Origin of the sequence: Cellulophaga sp. BC115SP (assembly GCF_009905545.1) — a bacterium.
Lineage (GTDB): Bacteria > Bacteroidota > Bacteroidia > Cytophagales > Spirosomataceae > Flectobacillus > Flectobacillus rivi.
The window spans coordinates 1-3,368 of record NZ_JAAALB010000108.1 but is presented as its reverse complement, the minus strand read 5'-3'; the positions used below and the strand labels follow the sequence as shown (position 1 = coordinate 3,368).

Here is a 3,368-nt window from a genome sequence, read left to right as displayed (position 1 = left end):
ATCGAGTTTGGTTTGTTGCCCACGCCAAGAGCCAGCGAAACAATAGGGGCGAAGGTAGAGAATCCACAATTCGAGAACGGGACGTTTTTCAGGCAGAACAAGGATGGAATCAGGTGGGGGCTCAAGCTCAGGGATGTGATAGAAAACGGATTATTACCTACGCCGACGGCTGTACAACGAGATCACCCCGAACGAGTACTGGAGTTGGTGAAAGCTGGAGCAACATCGCTCAACAGTCGAGTGAATGGCGAAGCCAGACCCAACAGCATTTTGGATGCGGTGATGTTTTACGGAATGCTCCCGACACCCCGAACCAACAAAGCTACCAATATCAATTTAAACAGTGTGAAGTTGGCCAACCGCAACAAGGGGAACTTGGAAGAAGCACTAGCCCAAATAGTAGTATCCTTTCTACCCACGCCAACGGCGTCGGACAACCCTGCCAAGAACACGGGCAAAATGAACCAGGACTCACTACAAAAAAGGGCTTATCAAGTCACTGGGCAACCTTCCCAACTCAATCCCCGGTTTGTGGCCGAAATGATGGGTTTTCCAGCAGACTGGACAGAGAGACCCTTCTACAAGGAAGAAAAACCCGAAAATCAACATTTAACTACTGGAGAGAAGAATCCATAAAAGCCTACGGCAATGCTATAGTTCCACAGGTGGTTTGGAGGATATTTGAGGTGATAGATATTTTAGGTAAATAACATCAATTATCACTATTTATTGAGCTTGTAGATTACTGGAATTTTACTAAGTTTGAACTTTAGCTATTCTAACTTTAATAAGTTCTGTAATCTACAAACCCATGTCAGACGAATTAGTAATCCAATCCGAAAGTAATGAGTTATTGAGAAATAGGTTTCACATTCCAGTTGAAATACTTTTCAATCAATTTGAAAGTCACCTACAAATCGAAAACAATCTTAGAGTATTCTTTTCAGCCAAGTTTGGATCTGGGAAAACTTACTTCTTAAACGAGTTTTTTGAGGCTAACAAAGAAAAGTATATAGTCATTAAGCTATATCCAGTCAGTTATTCAACAGCCTCAAATAGAGATATTTTTGAGCTCATTAAATTTGATATTTTATTTCATATCCTTTCTAATTATTCTCATACTGTAGAAAAGTCGCCAGAAATCAAGGAGCTTTTGAAAATACAGTTTTTCATATCTGAATTTATCAATCAAAGAAAAGCAAGCTTACTGACTGATGTCTTTAGTATTTTTAATGAAGTTGCAGTCGTTGACCCTGTCACTAAATTGGGTACAACTAAAATACTTACGGTTCTCTCTGACGCATTTAAAGAATATGAAAAATTTAAAAAGGATACATTGAAAGATGATACTTTGGAAAGTAACGAATATTTGAATAGAGTGCTTACTGAACATCCAGAATATAGCTTTGAAGATCCTATCAGTCGAATAATCAGTGAATCAATAGGGAAATTGCAAACCGAATCTGAAAATCAAAAAGAAGTTATATTATTAATAGACGACATGGATCGTCTTGATCCCGATCATTTGTTTAGGATTTTGAACGTATTTGGTAATCATTTTGTGGAGTCCAATGTTAGTAGATTTTATCGATATCAAAATAAATTTGGATTTGATAAGATAATTACTGTGGGAGATATAAATAATATTCGGTCAATTTTTAACCATCGATACGGTGTAAAAGCAGATTTCAATGGATATTTCTCTAAATATTACTCAAAAGAAGAATATAACTTTAAAAGTTTAGATTACATAGATAAAGAAAAGATTGAAAATCTAATTCCAAAACTTAAAATAAGTTCTGAGTTATGCAAGAATCCTCAAGTTGAGGATAAAGCAAATGAAATGAAAAATATTATATTACCATACATTATTAACATTCTGATTAAAAGACCTAATAGCGTACTGAGAAGTCTATATTCTATTATCAATTCAAAAGAAATTGAAATACACTTGAACAAAGAGGATGAACCTTTAATTTCTGATTTGGACCTTGTATATTACTCATTGTCAAGATATTTTAAACAGATGTTTAGAAATAATATTGGTTTATTAAGTGATATACACGTAAATAATGTTCCTGTTAGTTTAGAAATAATCATCCGAGATACCACTGATCAAGATGCATTTGTTTGTAGTGCTGTAGCTTTTAATCTTTATTATAAAAATGATGAATTTAAAAATAAATATTCAAAATATGTAAACAGTAGCTATCATGTGGATTCATTTTTTGAAAGTGGTAACATGAGGTATCAAACTTATTCTTTTACTTTCACATATCAACCAAGTTTCCATAAAAAAAGGTTTGCCTTGTCGTATAATTCAGGAGTAAAATCTGCAAGCATAAATGTTTGGGAATTAATTAAAATGAGTTTTATTGATCTTTAATCGATGTTCTGATGAGTATTCAATTTTGAGATTATTGTAAAGTTCCCCCAAATAATATAGATTAAAAGTTAAAAAAGGGATACATTTCTAAATTAAAAGTAAGTCCTGCGAATTATACGTTCACATAGTGAATTTTACCTCCCAAAAAAAACAATGAACTGGATTCAATCGATTCTCGGCGTGTTGAAGGGGGTAAAGGACTCTGGGGCGGCCATCCGCACCGCATTATTTGACTACAAGCGTATTTTACAAGAGGTATTGGTATCAATTCTCGTTTCTGTATTGGTTTGGGTAATACTCAAGCCATTCAAAATAGAGGATGATACCAATATTCGTTTATTGAGTATTGCGCTGACAACTCAACGAAAGTTAGATTCACTCAACTTTCAGGAAAAGCTCCACAAACAACAGGCTCAAATTGACTCATTGAATCGTGTAATTATTCTACATCATGAGAACGATTCTTTGCGCAGTAATGCTCGCCTATCCAAGCTCGATGCTATTCGGGCAATCAACAAGTACATTACCAGCTCATCCAAAACAGAAGTTAGAAACCAGTGAGGTGTTATTTCCAGACAGTAGCGCCGTGGTCAAACTGTTTTATGATAATGCTCCAGCTATTTTGGATAGCCTCACACGCTTCACTTTTGTAAAAGCCAATAACAAAGTTTTATCACTGGAGGTCAACCGCTGGAAGCTGGATTATTATCGGGCCACACAGGATGCCCAAACTTGTGTGTTGGATAAACTCACATTGTCCAAAACTGCTACAGACATTTCAATAAAGCTCAACGACAGTAAAGCAAGATTGAAGAACAGCAAAACCGAAAATTGGTGCTGGCGAATAGCCGCGGCAGTGGGTATTTATTTTGCTTTAAAATGAGTCCTTTTGTGGGTGCGCATGGTGTAGCAATTTTGGGTAAACAAAGCACGAGGGGCAACCCTCAAGACCATGAGTGTTAAACGTACCATCAAACGGCGA

At 36.0% G+C, this 3,368-nt stretch carries 4 protein-coding genes; all 4 read left to right on the top strand.

Annotation, left to right across the window (positions count from 1 at the left end):
- Positions 1–135: 135 nt before the first annotated feature.
- The 4 genes from GVN22_RS26905 (at position 136) to GVN22_RS26890 (ending at position 3,269) form a co-directional block, all read left to right on the top strand.
- On the top strand, positions 136–636 hold the full coding sequence (locus GVN22_RS26905; protein WP_166554098.1) for a hypothetical protein: 501 nt from the start codon (positions 136–138) through the stop codon (positions 634–636).
- 175 nt (positions 637–811) lie between these two features.
- Positions 812–2,386 carry a P-loop NTPase fold protein gene (locus GVN22_RS26900; RefSeq protein ID WP_166554097.1) on the top strand — a complete coding sequence of 525 codons (1,575 nt, stop codon included), beginning with the start codon at positions 812–814 and terminating at the stop codon, positions 2,384–2,386.
- Between the two features lie 153 nt (positions 2,387–2,539).
- The gene (locus GVN22_RS26895; RefSeq protein ID WP_166554096.1) at positions 2,540–2,947 is read left to right on the top strand and encodes a hypothetical protein; all 408 of its coding nucleotides are present in this window, start codon (positions 2,540–2,542) and stop codon (positions 2,945–2,947) included.
- On the top strand, positions 2,883–3,269 hold the full coding sequence (locus GVN22_RS26890; protein ID WP_166554095.1) for a hypothetical protein: 387 nt from the start codon (positions 2,883–2,885) through the stop codon (positions 3,267–3,269). The genes GVN22_RS26895 and GVN22_RS26890 overlap by 65 nt, the downstream gene beginning before the upstream one ends.
- Positions 3,270–3,368 lie beyond the last annotated feature (99 nt).

Coding starts and splice junctions, on each gene's coding strand:
- GVN22_RS26900 (WP_166554097.1), top strand. CDS start 812: ATGTCAGACGAATTAGTAATCCAATCCGAAAGTAATGAGTTATTGAGA.
- GVN22_RS26895 (WP_166554096.1), top strand. CDS start 2,540: ATGAACTGGATTCAATCGATTCTCGGCGTGTTGAAGGGGGTAAAGGAC.
- GVN22_RS26890 (WP_166554095.1), top strand. CDS start 2,883: ATGCTATTCGGGCAATCAACAAGTACATTACCAGCTCATCCAAAACAG.